The organism is Xanthomonas sp. NCPPB 2864, from assembly GCF_056675615.1.
This window is the reverse complement of the sequence record NZ_JBWWVS010000004.1, coordinates 200,776-218,026: the sequence shown is the minus strand read 5'-3', so window position 1 is coordinate 218,026 and position 17,251 is coordinate 200,776. Positions and strand designations below refer to the sequence as shown.

Genomic DNA, 17,251 nt, shown 5'->3' with positions numbered 1-17,251 from the left:
GTGGCTCAACCGGCCGTGCCGGCAAGCGTCTGCTGGAGTTCATCCAGCGACGATTCGATTTGGGTCCAGCGCTTGTCGCGCTTCTTTTCCTTGCCTTCGCTGGCTTCGATCAGCAACGCGGCCTGCTGCAGCAGCAACTCGCCGGCGCCGCAGCTCGGGCGGGTGCCGCTGTAACGCACGCCATCGACCTGGAACGACAGCACCTCGCCCTCGCTCACCGGGGCGCTGCGACCGCTCGGCGCCAGTTGCGTCAGTGCGCCGGTCCAGTTGCTGACCAGGCGCCTTGCCAACGCCGCCGGAATCGGGATCTCGACCGTTTCCGGGGTCTGCGCGGTGCGGAACTGCACGCTGCCGCGATCGCTCTGGCTGACCCAGCTGTAGACGCGCTCGTCGGCGCGGCTGTGCCGCAGGGTCCAGTCGGCACCGTCCTTGCCCGGCACCAGCGATACGCCGCTTTCCACGCCACGGGTAGGCAGCGTCAGCAACGACAGGCTCGGCCGGGTGCCGGCGTCGAGCAACGTGGTCACCGCGGTGCCGTAGTTGCCCACCGCCGGCGGCCAGCCGCGCCCGAGCGTGCTCTCGCACTCGCGTGCCGCCGCGGATGTCCACGGCAGCACGCCCAGCAGGGCGAAGGTCAGCAACGCTGCTCTCACAGCAGGACGCGGCGCATGTCGGCCAGCACCTGGCTGAGGTAGGTGGTGAAGCGTGCGGCCAGCGCGCCGTCGATGACGCGGTGGTCGTAGCTCAACGACAGCGGCAGCATCAGCTTGGGGGCGAACTCCTTGCCGTTCCACACCGGCTGCATCGCCGACTTGGACACGCCCAGGATCGCCACCTCCGGCGCATTGATGATCGGCGTGAATGCCGTACCACCGATGCCGCCCAGCGAGCTGATCGAGAAGCAGCCGCCGCTCATGTCGGCCGGGCCGAGCTTGCCGTCGCGCGCCTTCTTGGCCAGCTCGCCGCTTTCCTGTGCGATCTGCAGCACGCCCTTCTTGTCGACGTCGCGGATCACCGGCACGACCAGGCCGTTCGGCGTGTCGGCGGCGAAGCCGATGTTGATGTACTTCTTCAGCGTGAGGTTCTCGCCGGCCGCATCCAGCGAGGCGTTGAATTCGGGGAACTTCTTCAACGCCGCGGCGCTGGCCTTGACCAGGAAGGCGAGCATGGTCAGCTTGATGCCAGCCTTCTCGTTTTCCTTGTTCAACGCCACGCGCAGGGCTTCCAGGTCGGTGATGTCGGCCGATTCGAACTGGGTGACGTGCGGAATCATCGCCCAGTTGCGTGCCAGGTTGGCACCGGAAATCTTCTTGATGCGCGACAGCGGCTGGGTCTCGGTCTCGCCGAACTTGCTGAAGTCCACCTTCGGCCAGGCCAGCAGGTTCAGACCGTTGCCACCACCGGCCGGTGCGGCCCCGGCTGCGGCAGGCGCGCCGCCGCTGAGTGCGGCCTTGACGAAGCGCTGCACGTCCTCACGGGTGATGCGGCCGCCCTTTTCGCTGCCCTTGAGCTGGTTCAGATCCACGCCGAGCTCGCGTGCGAACACGCGCACCACTGGGCTGGCGTAGGCCACCTTGGACGGCAGCACGCTGTCGGCGTCGAAGGTCACCGGCGGGCTGGACGGCTGCCCGGCCGACGGCTGACCGCCCTGCGCAGGCTGCGCGGCCTCGCTGGACCGGGCGCCCTGCACCTGCGCGATCTCGCGCTGGGCCAGCTTGTCCGGCACCGCAGACACGGCGACCGGCTCGACCTTGCCGGCGGTTTCGGCGGTGTCGGTGCTGGGCTTGGCCGGGGACTGCGCCGCTCCGGCGCCGCCATCGCTGGCAGCGATGATCGCCACCACATTGCCCTGCGAGAGCGTGTCGCCGACCTTGACCTTGAGTTCCTTGACCACACCGGCGGCCGAGGACGGCACTTCCATCGTGGCCTTGTCCGATTCCAGCGTGACCAGGCTCTGGTCCTTGGCGACGGTATCGCCAACGGCGACCAGCACCTCGATCACCGGGATGTCGGTGTAATCGCCGATATCGGGCACGCGGGCCTCGACCAGGCCGCCGTCCGAGGACGCGGCAGGCGCAGCCGGCTCGGCCTTGGCGGCAGGCGCCGGCGCGGCAGCGGGCGCAGCCTTGGCGGGGCCGGCAGGAGCGGCGGCCGGGGCGGCGGCGGTTTCGGCGCCAGCGTCGGCCACTTCGATCAGCGCGACCAGCGCGCCCTGCGACAGCGAATCGCCGACCTTGACCTTGATCTCCTTGACCACGCCGGCCACCGACGAGGGCACTTCCATCGTGGCCTTGTCCGATTCCAGCGTGACCAGGCTCTGGTCCTTGCTGACCGTATCGCCGACCGACACCAGCACCTCGATTACCGGGACATCGCTGTAGTCACCGATATCGGGGACAAGTGCTTCCTTGATTTCGGCCATACGGGGAACTCCGGCAACAGAATGGGGAAACCCCTATTGTGGCCGGCTGCGGGCCGCAGCGCCAACCATTGCCGTGGAAAAAGTCGCGCACCGGACGGGATGCAGCGTTCGCCGGCGCATGCGCCGGATCATTTCGATGCGCGCCGATCGACCCGCAACAGTTGCAGTGGCTCGCCCGAGGGCAAACGATACGCCAGCGCATTGTCCAAGCCGTCGAGCGCCTCGACCCGCGTACACAGTTGCTGCGCGCGTGGCCGCAACGCACGCGCCTGCGGCTCGATCAGGCGCTCGATGCGCGTTTCCACCCCTTCCAGCGACCGCAGCTGCAGATCGTTTCCGGTCAGTGCCGACTGCACCGCACCGGCGACGACATCGCCGATCAGCTGCGGCAGCAGCTCGGCCACCATCGCGCCGATGTCGTCATCGATATCGATCGAGGTGAGCTGGCTCTTGCCGAAACTCTGCTTCAGGCGGGTGTCGATCTTTTCGCGCACGGCCGCCAGCTGCACGCGTGTGGCCTCGGGGCTGCGGCTGAAGCCGGCCGCCACCTCGCCCAGCGCAGTGACGGCGATGTCGGCCGCTTCACGCCCGACCTCCTGCGCCAGCGGCACCACGTCGCGGGTCTGCCGCTCGAAGTTGATCAAACGCGTGCGATCGTCCGCGCTCACCGCGACCCAGCGGTCGTCGACGAATAACGCGCCCTGGCGCATCACCAGCCGCTGCGGCGTGCCCGACGCGCGGATCAGGATCAGGCTGCGCGGGTTGAGCGTGAGGTCGTAGTCGCTGCTGACGTTGCAGTGCAGATCGTCGGCGCTGGCAGCCGGTACGGCGACCAGCAGGCCCAGCAGCAGGCCCGCTGCCATCTGTAGTGCGTGCTTGATCGCCATCTGGTCGCTTCCGTTGATGTGTTGGCTGCAGCATGCGTGCACGGGAGCGGCACTTGCCCGTGCCGGACGCTGGCATGACTTCCGGCCGGTGGCTACGCGCTGACCAACATGGCCGGCGTTGCGGTGGTGACAGGTGTCGGCCAACCCGCCACGACGCAGGCACATGGCTCGCACGGCGCCATCCGCTCGCTGATGTCTTCGCTCATGGATTGGTTGCGCGGCGATCCGACGTCGCTAATCCAGTGCGTCGCGCAGCGGCTGCCAGGCCGCGCACAGCCGTGGCAGCGACCATGCCGCATTGGCCGGGCTGGTGGACGGCAAGGCCCATACCGGCACCGTATGCAGGGCAACCGGCAGCAGCGGCTGCACATGGCGGCGCCATGCCTGCGCGGCGGCCGCCCCGTTGCAGGCGACCGCGCGCAGCTGCGGCAGCGTCGCCAGCCGCGCCGCCAGCGGGTTGACCACGATGCTGCTGGCGACGATGGCAGTGTCCAGGCTGCCGCGCCGCTCGCATTGGCCGATCACATCCCACAGGCCGACCTTGCAATCGGCCAGTGCCTGCAGGCGCGCCGGATACGCCAACCCGGCATCGATGCCCAGCAGTTCCTGCATCAGCGGCCAGAAACGGTTGCGCGGATGGGCGTAGTACATCGCCGCGTGCAACGAGGCGTTGCCCGGCATCGAGCCGAGCACCAGGACACGGCAATCGTTAGGAATGTGCGCTGGAAGGCCCTGCAACAGGTCGGTTTTCGTCACGGCGATCGCATCTGCGTGAATGTCTTTTTCAGCTTGCCTGTTGCAGCCACGGCCTTCTCCGGAAACTTGCTGAACAAACGAAATTTTAGCGAGCCACGGGTGGGCGTGGATTCAGATTTTCAGGAATAGCTTTGGCGCGGCCCACTCCACGGGCCTAACAAGAACACTGAGGAGACCCCCAATGCGTGCCATTTCCATCCTGAGCCTGGCTGCCGTATCCGCACTTGCGTTTGCGCCGTCGGCATTTGCACAAGACACCACCTACACCGGCGACACCTCCTCGGCTTCCACCAGCGCCGATAGCGCTTCCGGAAAGCATTGGGCAGTGGTCGGCGGTGTTGCTCTGATCAAGCCGAAGAACGATCCGGCTCCCGGCCTGGACGTCGATGGCGGCCCGGCACCGACGCTGAGCGCCAGCTACTACATCAACGACAACTGGGCCGTTGAGCTGTGGGGCGCCGCTGACAAGTTCAACCACCGTGTCAACGCCGATGGCGTGGGCAAGATCGGTACCGTAGAGCAGCAGCCGATCGCCATCAGCGGCCAGTACCACTTCGGCCAGGCCGATAACGTGTTCCGTCCGTTCGTGGGCGTGGGCTACTACGAGTCGAACTTCAGCAACGAGAAGATCGACGCGGCGTCGGCCACCGGCCAGCACGTGGGCCTGGACACCGCCAAGGGTGTCATCGGCACCGTCGGCGTGGACATGAACATCAACTCCACCTGGTTCGCACGTGCCGACGCCCGCTACATGCGTTCGCGTCCGGAACTGCGCGTGGGCGGCCAGGGCACCGGCAGCGAGCTGGAACTGGATCCGTGGACCGTCGGCTTCGGCGTCGGCGCGCGCTTCTAAGCACGCGGGCAAGCAACGTTTCAGTTGAACAAGAACGGGCCGCAAGGCCCGTTTTTTATGCTTTGAAATCGTGGCGCCGCCCGCTCAGCGCCAGTAGACGCTGCCGCGCAGGCGCGCGCTGCGCCAGCGCCACCACAACAAGGTGGCATAGGCGAGCGCATAGCCGAGCAGTACGCCGGCCGCGCCCAACAGGCTGGCGTGACTGAGCCACCCTTCCGTGGGCCAGGCAGCACCCTGCCAGGTGCTGCGCCACCCCTGCACCATGCCGGCGATCACACGTACCACCACCAGCGCGGTCAGGGCCAGCACCAGCCACAGGTTGGGCCGGTAGAACAGCCCCTGCTGGGTGCGCTCGAAGCGGGTCAGACGCAATGCCAGCAGCCCCAGCGCCAGCCCGCAGGCCCAGCCGAAGGCGGCATGGCTGATCGCGCCGGGCCAGAACGCGGCGGCGATCAACACGAAGATCACGAACAACACCGTGGAGAGGCCGGCCGAGACCAGATTGATCATCAACAGCCAGCCGCGTGCCTGCCGCCGCGCGGTGCCGACACGAAAGCGCTGCACCAGCGACAACGGCAACAGCACCGCGAACACCGCCAGGGCGATGATCACGGCCAGCGGTATGGCGAGAAGAAGTGGCATCACATGCTCGGTGGCGGTGAAGAGTGGTTGGCAACCCGTAACGCGCGGACGCCACGTGAACATGGACGGCGCGCAGCAACCGGCGTGTTCGCGGGGTGCATGCCGATGCGGAGCACCGGCCGCACCCGCCTGGCGGTGAGCGCGGTCGGTTGGACCGCCGCTCTTAGAACGCCGGCAATACCGCGCCTTTGTACTTCTGCTCGATAAACGCCTTCACTTCCGGGCTGGTCAAGGCCTTGGCCAGCTTCTGCACGCGCGGGTCGTCCTTGTTGTCCGGGCGCGAGACCAGGAAGTTCACGTACGGCGAGTCCTTGCTCTCGATCGCCAGCGCGTCGCGGGTCGGATTGAGGCCGGCGTCGAGCGCGTAGTTGGTGTTGATCAGCGCCAGGTCGACCTGGTCGAGCACGCGCGGCAGCATCGCCGAGTCGAGCTCGCGGAACTTCAGCTGCTTGGGGTTCTCGACGATGTCGCGCTGGCTGGACAGGGCATTGCTCGGGTCCTTGAGTTTGATCACGCCCGCCTTGTCGAGCAGGATCAGCGCGCGGCTGTTGTTGCTCGGGTCGTTGGGAATCACCACATCTGCGCCGGTAGGCAGCTCGGCCAGCGTCTTGAACCGGCGCGAATACGCGCCGAACGGCTCGATATGCACGCCGACCACCGTCACCAGCTGGCTCTTGCGGTCGCGGTTGTAGGCATCCAGGTACGGCTCGGTCTGGAAGTAGTTAACGTCGATCTGCTTCTGCACGACCTGGTCGTTGGGCTGCACGTAGTCGTTGAACACGCGCACGTCCAGCTTGACGCCCTGCTTGGCCAGCAGCGGTTCGACCACCTCCAGGATCTCGGCATGCGGCACCGCGGTGGCGGCCACCGTCAGTGTGTCGCCGCCGCTGCTGCCACCGCTACCGCCACAGGAAGCCAGGGCCAGCGTGGCCGCAGCCAGGAGGGAACGAAACGCGAATGTGTTCATGTGGGGGTCCGTGGGAGGAGGAATGCGGCACTGCCGCAAGCGCTAAACCTAGCAGACCGCAGGTGGAGCCGCGATCGGCGGGCCCGTGTGCTTGCTGGGCCCTGCGCGCGCCGACAACACGCGATCGCGGTCAAGCTCAGCGCCGGCTGTAGCGCGCCACCAGCCAGTCGCCCAGCATCTGCAGCAGCTGCACCAGCACCAGCAGGGCGATCACGGTGATCAGCGCGACATCCGAATGCGAGCGCAGATAGCCCTCGCGGTACGCGACATCGCCCAGCCCGCCGGAGCCGATCGCACCGCCCATCGCGGTGAAACCGATCAGCGCGATGGTGGTCACGGTGGCGCCGGCGATCAGGCCCGGGCGCGCTTCGGGCAGCAGCACGCGCAGCACCAGCTGGCGGGTGGTGGCGCCCATCGCCTGGCTGGCTTCGATGATCCCGCGGTCCACTTCGCGCAAGGCGGTTTCCACCAGCCGTGCATAGAACGGTGCGGCGCCGACCACCAGCGGCAGGATCGCGCCGCGCACGCCCAGCGAGGTCCCCATCAGCATCAGCGTGAGCGGAATCATCGCGATCATCAGGATGATGAAGGGCACCGAGCGCAGCAGGTTGATCAGTGCCGCGAGCACCCCGTACAGCACCGGGCGGCGGCGCAGCTGCGGGGCACCGCACAGGAACAGCGCAACGCCCAGCGGCAGGCCGATCAGCAGCGTCAGCGGCAGCGCGCCGGCCAGCATCAGCAAGGTATCGAGCGTGGCCTGGCCGATATCGCCCCACTTGGCGGCATCGAGATTGCGGAAAAACCCGCTTGTCGTGGCGATCAGAGTCATACGCGCAGATCCTCCACGTGCACGCCGGCGGCGACGAAGCCGGCGCGTGCCGCGTTATGGTCGCCGCCAGTCAGCGCGACGATGAGCTGGCCGTACGGGGTGTCCTTGATGCGGTCCACGCGCCCGGACAGGATGTTGTAGTCCACCCCGGTCTCGCGGGCGATGCGGCCCAGCACCGGTTCGTAGGTGCCGTTGCCCAGGAAGGTCAGCCGCACGATGCGCCCGCCCACCGCGGCGAAGTCGCGATGCAGCTCGGCTTCGTCCACATGCTCGGCCTCGGACACGAAGCGCCGGGTGGTGGCGTGCTGCGGATGCAGGAACACCTCGGTCACCGGGCCGGTTTCCACCAGCTTGCCGGCATCCAGCACCGCGACGCGGTCGCAGACCCGGCGGATCACGTCCATCTCGTGGGTGATCAGCACGATGGTCAGGCCCAGCTCGCGGTTGATCTGCGCCAGCAGCTGCAGCACCGAGGCGGTGGTCTGCGGGTCCAGCGCACTGGTGGCCTCGTCGCACAGCAGGATCTGCGGCCGGGTGGCCAGCGCGCGCGCAATGCCCACGCGCTGCTTCTGCCCGCCGGACAGCTGCGCCGGATACTTGCTGGCATGCTGCTCCAGCCCGACCCGTGCCAGCAGCTCGGCCACGCGCGCATCGACCTCGGCGCGCGGGGTGCCGGCCAGTTCCAGCGGAAACGCCACATTGCCGGCCACGGTGCGCGAGGACAGCAGGTTGAAGTGCTGGAAGATCATCCCGACACGCCGACGCAGCGCGCGCAGGCCCTGGCGGTCCAGCGCGGTGACGTCCTCGTCGCCGATCAGCAGCCGCCCGCCGCTGGGTTCTTCCAGCCGGTTGATCAGCCGGATCAGGGTCGACTTGCCGGCACCGGAATGGCCGATGATGCCGAACACCTCGCCGGGGCCGATCCGCAGATCGAGTGGATGCAGCGCCACGATCTGGCGACCGTCAACGGAATAAGACTTGTGCAGGCGCTGAAACTGGATCACCGCGCGTGGCCGATTGGGGGGCCGTGAAGCCTACCAGTCAATGTTTGCGGACGATATTCCAATGAGTTCTAAGTTGGGGATTGGGGAATCGGGATTGGGGATTCGTAACAGCCAAAGCGCCTTGCCGTTGCTCTTGCGAATCCCAAATCCCGAATCCCAAATCCCCAATCACGGCTTATCCAACGACATCGGCCGATCCGCCTTCCGAATCCGCTCCCGGCGCAGCAGATACAGCCCGCTGGCGACGATGATGCCGGCGCCGGTCCAGGTCCAGCTGTCGGGCAGGGTCTGCCACAGTAGCCAGTCCCAGCCGATCACCCAGACCAGGCCGGTGTATTCCAGCGGCGCGATCATCGAGGCCTCGCCGCGCAGGAAGGCCTGGGTCAGCGCAATCTGCCCCAGTGCGCCGGCCAAGCCCATGCCGGCGATCAGCCAGGCGTGCTCGCCCCGCAACGGCACCCAGTCGGGAATGGCCAGCAGGCCGGCGCCGACCGCCATGAACAGCAGGAACCACACCACCATCGCCTGCGGGGTGTCGGTGCGGGTCAGCAGACTGACGGTGATGGCGGCGATGGCATAGGCGGTGGCCGCCAGCAGCACCATCAGCCCGGGCAGCGAGATCAGCCCGTCCACGCCTGGGCGCAATACCACGATCACCCCGACCAGGCCGATGCCGATCGCCGTCCAGCGGCGTGGCCCGACCCGCTCGCCCAGCAATGGCACCGACAGCGCCGCCACCAGTAGCGGGGCGACGAAATACAGCGTGTAGGCGGTCGACAGCGGCATGCGCTTCAGGCCGTAGACGAAGCAGCCGATCATCACCATGCCCAGTACCCCGCGCAGCAGGTGCAGGCCCCAGCGCACCGGCACGATCGAGCGCGGTCCGGCGGTGGCGAATACCCACACCAGCACGAACGGCAGCGAGGCGGCGCCGCGCAGCAGGGTGACCTGCAGCGGCGGGTAATGCGCCGACAGCAGCTTCATTCCCGCATCCATCAGCGAGAAACAGGCCACGGCGGCCACCATCCAGGCGATGGCGGGAAGCGGAGAGCGGGTGGTGGGCATGGACCATTATCGCTGCGCGTGCGCGCAGCCTGGCAACCCTGTGTCGACAGGGGCGATGACGCGATGCCCTAGAATGGCGGCTGTTTACAGACAGCAGGAGCTTTGCATGCCTTCCTTCGACGTGGTGTCCGAAGTCGACAAGCACGAACTGACCAATGCGGTGGACCAGGCCAACCGCGAGCTGGATACGCGCTTCGATTTCAAGGGGGTCGAGGCCAGGTTCGAGCTGGAAGACGGCAAGGCGATCAACCAGTCCGCGCCCAGCGATTTCCAGGTCAAGCAGATGACCGACATCCTGCGCGCGCGCCTGCTGGCGCGTGGCATCGACGTGCGTTGCCTGGAGTTCGGCGACATGGAAACCAACCTGGCCGGTGCGCGCCAGAAGGTCACCGTCAAGCAGGGCATCGAACAGAAGCAGGCCAAGCAGCTGGTGGCCAAGCTGAAGGAAGCCAAGCTCAAGGTCGAGGCGCAGATCAATGGCGACAAGCTGCGCGTGAGCGGCAAGAAGCGCGACGATCTGCAGGATGCGATGGCACTGCTGAAGAAGGCCGACTTCGAGCTGCCGCTGCAGTTCGACAACTTCCGCGACTGAGCACGCGTGATGGCTGACACGGCGCCTTGTCGTGCCGCGCTGTGCAGGCGGGCCGCACAGCGCGGCGTACCGGCCGTCCGCTGCCCGGGCATCGGACGCGCGCGCACCGGCGCGTTACGGATCTGATGCAAGCATGCGCGGCCTGCTCTCCAGCCTGTTGCAACGCGCGCACCCGGCCACGGTGCCGCAGGCGCCGCCCGCTGCCGGGACGGCGTGCGCCGTGACGCACGCACAGCCACGCATCGAAGCCGGCTCGACGCTGCACACGTTGGCCGGGCTGGACCCGCTGGCGGCCGCAGCGTTTGCCGATGCGTTTGCGGTGGAAGTGCAGCGCGCCATCGCCAGCTGCACGCTCGGCCAGGCCAGCACCACCCAGGCGCAGGCACTGGAGCAGATCCATGCGCTCAAGAACACGCTCTCGCTGACCGGCTCTTGCGAACTGCTGAACGCCTGCGACCGGTTGCGCGGCGATGTCGACGGCGGCGAACCGGGGGCCGCGCTCGCGCAGCGCTACACCGCGATTGCGACCGCGGCCGGCCTGCTGGTCGAGAATTACCGGCGCACCCTTCCCAACGACGACACCGCCCCCCATGCGTAGTGGATCCAACCGTGCAGCGCCCGGCCTGATTCTGGCCGCCCGGCAGCTGCGCAACGACAGGCTGGTGCGGCTGTTCGAATCGTTCCTGGAATATCGCGCCTGCGTCGGCCGGGTGATCGTGCAGACCATCGTGGCGCTGTGGTGCTTCGGCTGGCTGTACGGGCCGCAGCCGGTGCTGGTCAGGGATGCACAGGCGGTCTTCCCCACCGCAGCGACGCTGTGGATGGTGGCGGTGATCTGGATGGTGCTGGTGCGACGCAGGATCATCCCGCCGGGCGAGTGGCTGGACGCGGTCGGGTTTGCGATGAACCTGCTATTCATCGGCATCCAGACCTATCTGGCCTTCATCCTGCTGATGTCGCTGAACGCCTTCCTGCCCTTCATCACCATCGCCGCGGTGGCGCGCTATGGGCAGAAGGCGACGCTGCCGGTGCTGCTCAGCACCTTCGTGCTGATGCTGCTGACCGCGCCGGCCGGCTACTGGCTGTCGCGGCCGGCCTACTTTGTGTATGCAGTGGCGCTGAGCGTGGTGCTGCCGCTGCTGGTGGCGCGCATCGTCAGCGCAATGCAGGAGATCGCCCTGCAGGCGCTGGCCGCGCGCGATGCGCAGAGCCGCTTCATCAGCACCATGAACCACGAACTGCGCACGCCGTTGAACGCGGTCATCAACTGCGCGCAGCTGATCGACAGCGACACCTTGTCGGCGCAACAGCGCGAACTGATGCAGGCGGTGACGGTCAATGCGATCGCGCTGCGGCATCGGGTGAACGAAGTGATCGACGTGGCCAGCATCGACGGTGGCCGGCTGCAGCTGCACAGCAAGCCGCTGAGCCTGCTCGACGTGCTGGCCACGGTCAAAGCGGTGTGCGCGAGTGCAGCGTCGACCAAGGGCGTGGCGCTGGCGCTGCGCAGCGATGTGGCGCAGACGCCTGACCTCATCGGCGACGAAGGGCGTATCGAACAGGTCATCACCAACCTGGTCATCAATGCGATCAAGTTCACCCCGGCCGGTGGCGCGGTCGACGTGCTGATCGCCGCCACGCAGGTGCAGCAGCGCTGGGCGATCGCGGTGACCGTGACCGATACCGGCATCGGCATCCCCGACGCCCAGAAGGCCTATATCTTCACGCCCTTCAGCCAGCTCAGCACCGGTTTCAGCCGTGCCGAGGGCGGGGTCGGGCTGGGCCTGTTCATTGCGCTGTCGGTGTCCGAGGCGATGGGCGGCAGCCTGAGCGTGCGCGACAACCCCGGCGGCGGCAGCGTATTTCGCTGGACCTTCGAATTGGCCGCCGCCGCGGCGCAAGGCTGCCGCCCGCCGGCGCTGCGCGAGGCCCTGCAACAGCATGCCGCGACGGTGCCGCCGCTGCATTGCCTGGTGTTCGAGGACATGGACACCAATCGGCTGGTGATCGGCAATCTGCTCACCCGCGCCGGGCACCGGGTGAGCTTTCACAGCGATGGCAGCAACGCGGTACAGCGCATCCGCGAGGCGGCGCCGGACCTGGTGTTCCTCGACCTGCACATGCCCGGCACCTCGGGCTGGGACGCGCTGGGGGAGGCGCGCACGGCGATCGCCGCGCTGCCGCCGATCATCGTGCTGACCGCCGACACCCGCACCGATTCGATGCGCGAGGCCACCGCGGCCGGCGTGGCCGGCTATCTGTCCAAACCGATCAACGCGCACCAATTGCTGGCCATCCTCGCCGCGCATGCCCGCCATGCAACCGGCTGACCTGAAACCGGGCAACGCGGCACGCCGGCACTGGCACACCGCCGCGCGCAGACGCACGCCGCTGGCGCTGCTGTACCTGCATGGGTTCGCCGCCAGCCCGGGAGAAGCCGGCGAACTGCCCGAGCAGATCGCCGATGCGCTGGCTGCCAACCTGTACGTGCACCGTTGGCCCGGGCATGGCCGCAGCGCCGCCGACGCGATGCAGGGGCTGACGCCGGCAGCGTTACAGGCCTCGGCCCTGGATGCACTGGCGCAGGCACAGCGCATGGGCACACGCGTGGCGATCGTCGGCTCGTCCATGGGTGCCACGCTGGGCTTGTGGCTTGCGGCGCAGCGCCCCGACGCGGTGGCTGCGGTGGTCGCCTGGTCACCGGGCATCCGGCCGGCCGACCCGGCGCTGCTGGATCAGGTCTGCGCCGCGCAGACGCCCTTGACCGACCCACGCCCGCGCACCGCCGCGTCGCTGGCGTTCTGGTCCGGCACCATCCACCCGGATGGATTCCGCGCGCTGCGCAGCCTGTTCGACGCGGTTGCCGCCGATCCACCGTGGCCACGCGTGCAATGCCCGGTGTTTCTGGGCTATTACCGCGCTGCCAACGGCGAGGAGGATCCCACCGCCTCGGTGCCGGCGATGCTGGCGATGTTCGCTGCGCTCGGCAGCGCGCCGGAGCACACCTGCGCGATGGCCTTCGACACCGGCGCGCACGCGATCGGCTCGCCGCACAAGACCCCGCACGCCGATAAAGTTGCGCAGGCATCGAGTGCGTTCCTGCGTGCGCATGTCGGCGCAAACACGCATGCGGATGCCACCTAGGCTGCGTCAGCGCAGCAACTGCTGCAGTTCTCCCCGCATTCCGCCAAGCGCCGGCTCCGCGCTGCGCTGCACCGGCACAGGCGGCCGCGCCGGCAGCGATCGCATACACTGGCCCACCATCACGCCGCCGCCACGATGACGACCACGCCTGCCACGCTCGACCCGTTGACCGCCACCCGCCAGTGGATCGAGCGCGCGGTGATCGGCCTGAATCTGTGCCCGTTCGCCAAGGCGGTCTACGTCAAAGAGCAGGTACGGCTGGTGCTCAGCGATGCCAGCACGCCCGAAGCGCTGCTCGAACAACTGGCCGAGGAACTGGTGTTGCTGCGCGACACGCCGGCCGAGCAGATCGACACCACCTTGATCGTGCATCCGGACGTGCTCACCGATTTCCTGGACTACAACGACTTCCTCGACAACGCCGATGCGGCGGTGGAAGCGCTGGATCTGGGTGGCGTGTTGCAGGTGGCCAGCTTCCATCCGGACTATCAGTTCGCAGGCGCGGCGGTGGATGACGTGGCCAACTTCACCAACCGCTCGCCCTACCCCACCCTGCACCTGCTGCGCGAAGACAGCGTGGAGCGTGCGGTGGCCGCGTTTCCGGACCCGGACGTGATTGTCGAACGCAATATCCAGACGCTGGAACGCCTGGGCCAGGACGGCTGGGAGCGGTTGTTGAGCGCATCGCAGCACTGACCGCCGCATCGGGTGCGGTTGCGCGTGCCTGAAACGCGCAGCGATGCCGGCGCGCAGCGGCGCGGCATGACGCGCTAACGGCGGGCAAGCCACCAATCTGCATGCCTCGCGCGCGGCGATCGCGTTGCTACGGCCACCACGGCGCCCGCGTTACAGTGCGCGCGACCTCACTCCCCTGGTGCGCCCGATGCCCCTGACCCCCGCCGTCTCCGCATGGAATCCCTCCCCGTTGCAGGACCGCGTGGTGGTGATCACCGGCGGCGCCCAAGGCATCGGCCGTGGCATCGCGCAGGCGGTGCTGGGCGCCGGTGGCAGCGTGGTGATCGGCGACCTGGATGCCGATGCCGGCAAGGCCTGCCTGCAGGAGTGGGCATTGCCGCGACGCAGTGCCTTCGTGCGGTGCGATGCCGCGCGCCCGGCCCAGGCAACGCGCCTGATCGCCACCGCGCTCACCCGCTTCGGGCGACTCGATGGCCTGGTCAACAACGCCGGCGTGGCCGATCCGCATGTGCCGCCATTGCCGCAACTGGACTGGGACGAGTGGAATCGCAGGCTGGCCAGCCTGCATGGCGCCTTCCTGTGCAGCAAGCAGGCCTTGCCCGCATTGGCGCAGGCCCAGGACGGCGGTGCGATCGTCAACATCGCCTCCACCCGCGCCTGGCAATCGGAGCCGCATAGCGAAGCCTATGCCGCCGCCAAGGGCGGGCTGGTGGCCTTCACCCACGCCTTGGCGCTGAGCGAAGGCCCGCAGGTGCGCGTCAACAGCATCAGTCCGGGCTGGATCAGCACCGACGCCTGGCGCGCACCGGCGCGCCGGCGCACACCCAAGTTGTCGCGGCGCGACCATGCCCAGCATCCGGCCGGACGGGTCGGCACACCGGAAGACATCGCGCAACTGGCGGTCTATCTGCTGTCGCCGCAGCTGTCCGGCTTTGTGACCGGGCAGGACTTCATCGTCGATGGCGGCATGTCGCGCAAGATGCAGTACGTCTGAGGCATTGCCGCGCACGCGGCCTGCAGTAGACCGCGCAGGCCCGGAGCGCCGCAGGCGCAATCACTAGCGGCGCGGCTCAGGCCTGCTCGTTGCGGCCGAACAACACCGCAAGATCTCCGGCCTCCAGCGCGCGCCATTGCCCGGACGGCAGACCGTCCAGCGCCAAGCCACCGATGCGGCTGCGGTGCAAGGCCACCACGTGATTGCCGGCGGCGGCGAACATGCGCCGCACCTGGTGGTAGCGGCCTTCGTGCAGGGTCAGGCGTGCCTCGCGTGGGCCGAGCACGTCCAGTTCGGCCGGCAGCAGCGGCTTGGTTTCGCCTTCCAGCAACAGCGTGCCGCTGGCAAACAGCGCCGCCTCGTCGCCACGCAGGTCCTCGGCCAGGGTGACGTCGTAAACCTTGTCCAGCGCCGACTTGGGCGAAATGATCCGGTGCAGCAGCGCGCCGTCGTCGGTCATCAGCAACATGCCGCTGGTCTCGCGATCCAGCCGCCCCACCGGCGCCAGCACCGGTGCGCGCGAACGGAAGCGCGGCGGCAGCAGTTCGTAGATCAGCCGGCCGGTGTCCTTGGTCGAGCAGGTGTAGCCGCCGGGCTTGTGCAACAGCAGGCTGAAGCCCGCTGGCGGATCCAGCGGTTCGCCATCGATGCGGATCACATCGTGCTCCACCTGGTCGTCGGCATACAGCACCTCGCCGGCGGCGTCGGTGACCGCGCCCTGGCGAAACAACTGGGTCACCTGCTTGCGGCTGCCGTAGCCGAGGTTGGCGATGTGCTTGACCAGCTTCATGCGCGCGCTCCGCGGCCACGGATGGCGGAAATCAGCTTGAAACCGTCGCGTTCGGCGGCCACGCGCACCTGCCCGAAGCTTTCGTTGAGCACGTACTCGTAGGGCAGATGCCGGTTGGCGACCAGCAGCAGCTGCCCACCCGGGCGCAACGCCTGCGCGGCCACGGCGATGAAGCGCTGGCCGATATCCGGGCGATCGGCACGCGAAGGCGTGTGGAACGGCGGGTTGCTGACGATGAAATCGTACTGCGCCCCCAGGCCGGCGGTGACGTCGCGCCAGTGGTACTGCAGCTGCGCCGGATGCGCGATGGCCTGCAGATTGCGCCGCGCCAGGGTCAGCGCGCGCGCCTCGGCCTCGTACAGATCCAGCCCGGTGACCTTGGGGCAGCGCGCCAGCACCTCGGCCGACAGATAGCCAAAGCCCGCGCCCAGATCGGCGCCGTGTCCGGCCAGGGTGCTCGGCAGATGCTCGACCAGCAGCGCCGAGGCAGGGTCGATGCGGTCCCAGGCGAACACACCGGGGCGACTGACGAAGCGCCCGTCCAGAATGGGGCGCGGCGCATCCAGCGCGGCCCAGCGCGCCTGCAGCACCGCATCGGTGTCGGCAGGCAGCGGCGCGCTCCAGTAGGTGCGGCAATGGTGCTTGGTCAGGCTGCCGGCCAGGCCAGTGAGCTGACGCAGATCCGCCTCGCCCGAGCGCGCGCCCTCGTTGTTGGACTGGCAGGCCACCACGCGGCCGCCCGGGGCGGCCAGCGTCACCGCGCGCGCGAACAGGGCACGCGCTTCCTCGCGTTGCCGCGGCGGCAACACCAGCACCAGGGCATAACGGGTGCTGTCGGCCTCGATCTCGCTCTCTTCGCGCACGTTCCAGCCGTTGCGCTCCAGCGCTTCGGCGAAGGGACGAAAGCTCTGCTCGCAGGTCAGCGCATCGGCAGCCGCATGCTCGCGCAGCGGGAACCCGTCGCGCGCGCGCAGGAACAGCACCGGGCCGCTGGGCCATGGCAGCACGCCCTGGGCGAAGGGCAGAAACAGAGCTTGAAGCGGGGCATCGTGCGGGCCAGCCATCGGATCATCGGGTCGGGAACAGGCCGCCATTGTAAGGGAGCGCTGCGTGCTGCCCGCCCTGGCGCCCGCTTGGGCGGGCATTCGATTGCGTGATCTGCAGACGGCGGCCCTTCCAATGTCTATACGGTCTATTGATGCGCACGCAACATCCGCCCGCCTAGGCTGGAATCACACCAATACCGGAGAGACGCGATGCGAGCCCTGTTCGTAGGTGGAGTGGTCGACAACAGCGAAATGGATCTGGATGACACCCCGCCACCGATGCACTACCCCGAAAACACCGGTGCGGGCCGGCCGCGTTATCGCCTGCACCAGGTCGGCGAGCGCGACGATGGCAGCGTGGCATATGCGGTGTATGGCGCCCCGGAAATGGCCGATGACGACATCAGCCGGATCACCGAAGAACGTGGCTATGCGCGCCGCTTCAGTGCTTCGCCCGAACCGCCGCGCTGAGCGTGGGCGCATTGGCTTGGCACCGCGCACGATCGCGGCACACGCATGGAAAAACCGGGCCTGGGCCCGGTTTTTTCGTTTGAACGCCTGAGC

At 68.1% G+C, this 17,251-nt stretch carries 19 protein-coding genes and 1 other RNA gene; 8 read left to right on the top strand and 12 right to left on the bottom strand.

What is annotated here, in order from left to right; all coding sequences use genetic code 11:
* Nucleotides 1-5: 5 nt before the first annotated feature.
* The 4 genes from AC1KVE_RS11570 to AC1KVE_RS11555 all read right to left on the bottom strand — a co-directional run bounded on the left by AC1KVE_RS11570 (nt 6) and on the right by AC1KVE_RS11555 (nt 4,071).
* The gene (locus tag AC1KVE_RS11570; RefSeq protein ID WP_054592378.1) at nt 6-653 is read right to left on the bottom strand and encodes a hypothetical protein; all 648 of its coding nucleotides are present in this window, start codon (nt 651-653) and stop codon (nt 6-8) included.
* Nucleotides 650-2,422, bottom strand: a complete 1,773-nt coding sequence (locus tag AC1KVE_RS11565) for a dihydrolipoyllysine-residue acetyltransferase (RefSeq protein WP_126966608.1) — start codon at nt 2,420-2,422, stop codon at nt 650-652. The genes AC1KVE_RS11570 and AC1KVE_RS11565 overlap by 4 nt, the downstream gene beginning before the upstream one ends.
* Nucleotides 2,423-2,550: 128 nt before the next feature.
* Entirely contained in the window at nt 2,551-3,309 is a 759-nt protein-coding gene (locus tag AC1KVE_RS11560) for a DUF2884 family protein (protein ID WP_184458140.1), read from the bottom strand.
* Between the two features lie 234 nt (nt 3,310-3,543).
* Nucleotides 3,544-4,071, bottom strand: a complete 528-nt coding sequence (locus AC1KVE_RS11555; protein ID WP_425511588.1) for a DNA-deoxyinosine glycosylase — start codon at nt 4,069-4,071, stop codon at nt 3,544-3,546.
* A 175-nt stretch (nt 4,072-4,246) separates the two neighbouring features.
* Between AC1KVE_RS11555 and AC1KVE_RS11550 the strand changes: the two genes are divergently transcribed.
* Complete coding sequence (locus tag AC1KVE_RS11550) at nt 4,247-4,918, top strand: OmpW/AlkL family protein (protein ID WP_016901022.1); 672 nt, start codon at nt 4,247-4,249, stop codon at nt 4,916-4,918.
* 84 nt (nt 4,919-5,002) lie between these two features.
* Here AC1KVE_RS11550 and AC1KVE_RS11545 read toward each other — a convergent pair whose 3' ends face one another.
* The 6 genes from AC1KVE_RS11545 to AC1KVE_RS11520 all read right to left on the bottom strand — a co-directional run bounded on the left by AC1KVE_RS11545 (nt 5,003) and on the right by AC1KVE_RS11520 (nt 9,425).
* Nucleotides 5,003-5,560, bottom strand: a complete 558-nt coding sequence (locus AC1KVE_RS11545) for a CcdC protein domain-containing protein (RefSeq protein ID WP_024940264.1) — start codon at nt 5,558-5,560, stop codon at nt 5,003-5,005.
* Between the two features lie 25 nt (nt 5,561-5,585).
* A non-coding RNA gene (locus tag AC1KVE_RS11540) (sX9 sRNA) lies at nt 5,586-5,661 on the bottom strand.
* 62 nt (nt 5,662-5,723) lie between these two features.
* Nucleotides 5,724-6,527 (bottom strand): MetQ/NlpA family ABC transporter substrate-binding protein, encoded by an 804-nt coding sequence (locus AC1KVE_RS11535; RefSeq protein WP_054592382.1) that lies wholly within the window; start codon nt 6,525-6,527, stop codon nt 5,724-5,726.
* Nucleotides 6,528-6,663: 136 nt separating this feature from the next.
* Entirely contained in the window at nt 6,664-7,356 is a 693-nt protein-coding gene (locus tag AC1KVE_RS11530; RefSeq protein WP_024940266.1) for a methionine ABC transporter permease, read from the bottom strand.
* Complete coding sequence (locus AC1KVE_RS11525; RefSeq protein WP_154832686.1) at nt 7,353-8,360, bottom strand: methionine ABC transporter ATP-binding protein; 1,008 nt, start codon at nt 8,358-8,360, stop codon at nt 7,353-7,355. The genes AC1KVE_RS11530 and AC1KVE_RS11525 overlap by 4 nt, the downstream gene beginning before the upstream one ends.
* 168 nt (nt 8,361-8,528) lie before the next feature.
* Complete coding sequence (locus AC1KVE_RS11520; protein ID WP_054592383.1) at nt 8,529-9,425, bottom strand: DMT family transporter; 897 nt, start codon at nt 9,423-9,425, stop codon at nt 8,529-8,531.
* 106 nt (nt 9,426-9,531) lie between these two features.
* On the opposite strand from AC1KVE_RS11520, the gene AC1KVE_RS11515 reads away from it, so the two are divergent.
* From AC1KVE_RS11515 to AC1KVE_RS11490, 6 genes are all read left to right on the top strand, one after another.
* Nucleotides 9,532-10,017 (top strand): YajQ family cyclic di-GMP-binding protein, encoded by a 486-nt coding sequence (locus tag AC1KVE_RS11515; protein ID WP_016903460.1) that lies wholly within the window; start codon nt 9,532-9,534, stop codon nt 10,015-10,017.
* Between the two features lie 133 nt (nt 10,018-10,150).
* A complete protein-coding gene (locus AC1KVE_RS11510) occupies nt 10,151-10,615 on the top strand; it encodes a hypothetical protein (RefSeq protein ID WP_184458138.1) in 465 nt (154 codons plus the stop codon).
* The gene (locus tag AC1KVE_RS11505) at nt 10,608-12,347 is read left to right on the top strand and encodes an ATP-binding response regulator (protein ID WP_481092107.1); all 1,740 of its coding nucleotides are present in this window, start codon (nt 10,608-10,610) and stop codon (nt 12,345-12,347) included. The genes AC1KVE_RS11510 and AC1KVE_RS11505 overlap by 8 nt, the downstream gene beginning before the upstream one ends.
* Nucleotides 12,334-13,161, top strand: a complete 828-nt coding sequence (locus AC1KVE_RS11500) for an alpha/beta hydrolase (protein ID WP_184458134.1) — start codon at nt 12,334-12,336, stop codon at nt 13,159-13,161. The genes AC1KVE_RS11505 and AC1KVE_RS11500 overlap by 14 nt, the downstream gene beginning before the upstream one ends.
* Before the next feature lie 135 nt (nt 13,162-13,296).
* A complete protein-coding gene (locus AC1KVE_RS11495) occupies nt 13,297-13,857 on the top strand; it encodes a DUF1415 domain-containing protein (protein ID WP_016903456.1) in 561 nt (186 codons plus the stop codon).
* Between the two features lie 187 nt (nt 13,858-14,044).
* A complete protein-coding gene (locus tag AC1KVE_RS11490; protein ID WP_448122034.1) occupies nt 14,045-14,851 on the top strand; it encodes an SDR family oxidoreductase in 807 nt (268 codons plus the stop codon).
* Between the two features lie 76 nt (nt 14,852-14,927).
* On the opposite strand, the gene AC1KVE_RS11485 is transcribed toward AC1KVE_RS11490, so the two are convergent.
* Entirely contained in the window at nt 14,928-15,641 is a 714-nt protein-coding gene (locus AC1KVE_RS11485; RefSeq protein WP_184458129.1) for a pseudouridine synthase, read from the bottom strand.
* Nucleotides 15,638-16,705: a class I SAM-dependent methyltransferase gene (locus AC1KVE_RS11480; RefSeq protein WP_481092106.1), complete on the bottom strand. Its 1,068-nt coding sequence runs from the start codon at nt 16,703-16,705 to the stop codon at nt 15,638-15,640. Before AC1KVE_RS11480 ends, AC1KVE_RS11485 begins: the two co-directional genes overlap by 4 nt.
* A 192-nt stretch (nt 16,706-16,897) precedes the next feature.
* On the opposite strand from AC1KVE_RS11480, the gene AC1KVE_RS11475 reads away from it, so the two are divergent.
* Nucleotides 16,898-17,158: a hypothetical protein gene (locus tag AC1KVE_RS11475; RefSeq protein ID WP_087962350.1), complete on the top strand. Its 261-nt coding sequence runs from the start codon at nt 16,898-16,900 to the stop codon at nt 17,156-17,158.
* The last annotated feature ends 93 nt before the right edge of the window (nt 17,159-17,251 follow it).